Consider the following 520-nt stretch of genomic DNA (forward strand, 5'->3'; position numbering starts at 1 on the left):
AGCTTCGTTGTTGCCGTAGTTATTGGTACGGAAGTTGGCGGTGGTGGCCTGGATGGTCTGGCCGGCATTCGCGCCGACCTGGAAGGTGGCGGTACCGAAGCTGCCGTCGAGCAGTTTCAAGCCGTTGAATTCCGAGGTTTGGGCGATCCGGTCGGCTTCCGACAACAGTTGGCCAACCTCGGCCTGGATTGCCTTGCGGTCGCCGGCCGAGTTGGTCGCATTCGAGGACTGCACAGCCAGTTCACGCACACGCTGCAGGATGTTGCCCGTCGATTGCAGGGAACCCTCAGCCGTTTGCAACATCGACACGCCATCGTTGGCATTGCGCTTGGCTTGATCCAGGCCGCGGATCTGGGAGGTGAAGCGTTCCGAAATGGCCAGGCCGGCGGCATCGTCTTTGGCGCTGTTGATGCGCAAGCCGGACGACAGGCGCTGCAGCGAGGTCGACAGGGCGGAAGCCGAGGTGCTCAGGTTGCGTTGTGCATTCAGCGACGCGGTGTTGGTGTTGATGACGCTCATG

The 520-nt window shown here is 61.7% G+C and carries 1 pseudogene; it reads right to left on the bottom strand.

Annotated features, from left to right (window positions below):
- Window positions 1–519, bottom strand: a pseudogene (locus PO883_RS34825) (flagellin); the annotation flags it as partial.
- Window position 520 lies beyond the last annotated feature (1 nt).

The organism is Massilia sp. DJPM01 (assembly GCF_030348125.1).
Taxonomy (GTDB): domain Bacteria; phylum Pseudomonadota; class Gammaproteobacteria; order Burkholderiales; family Burkholderiaceae_D; genus Telluria_A; species Telluria_A frigida.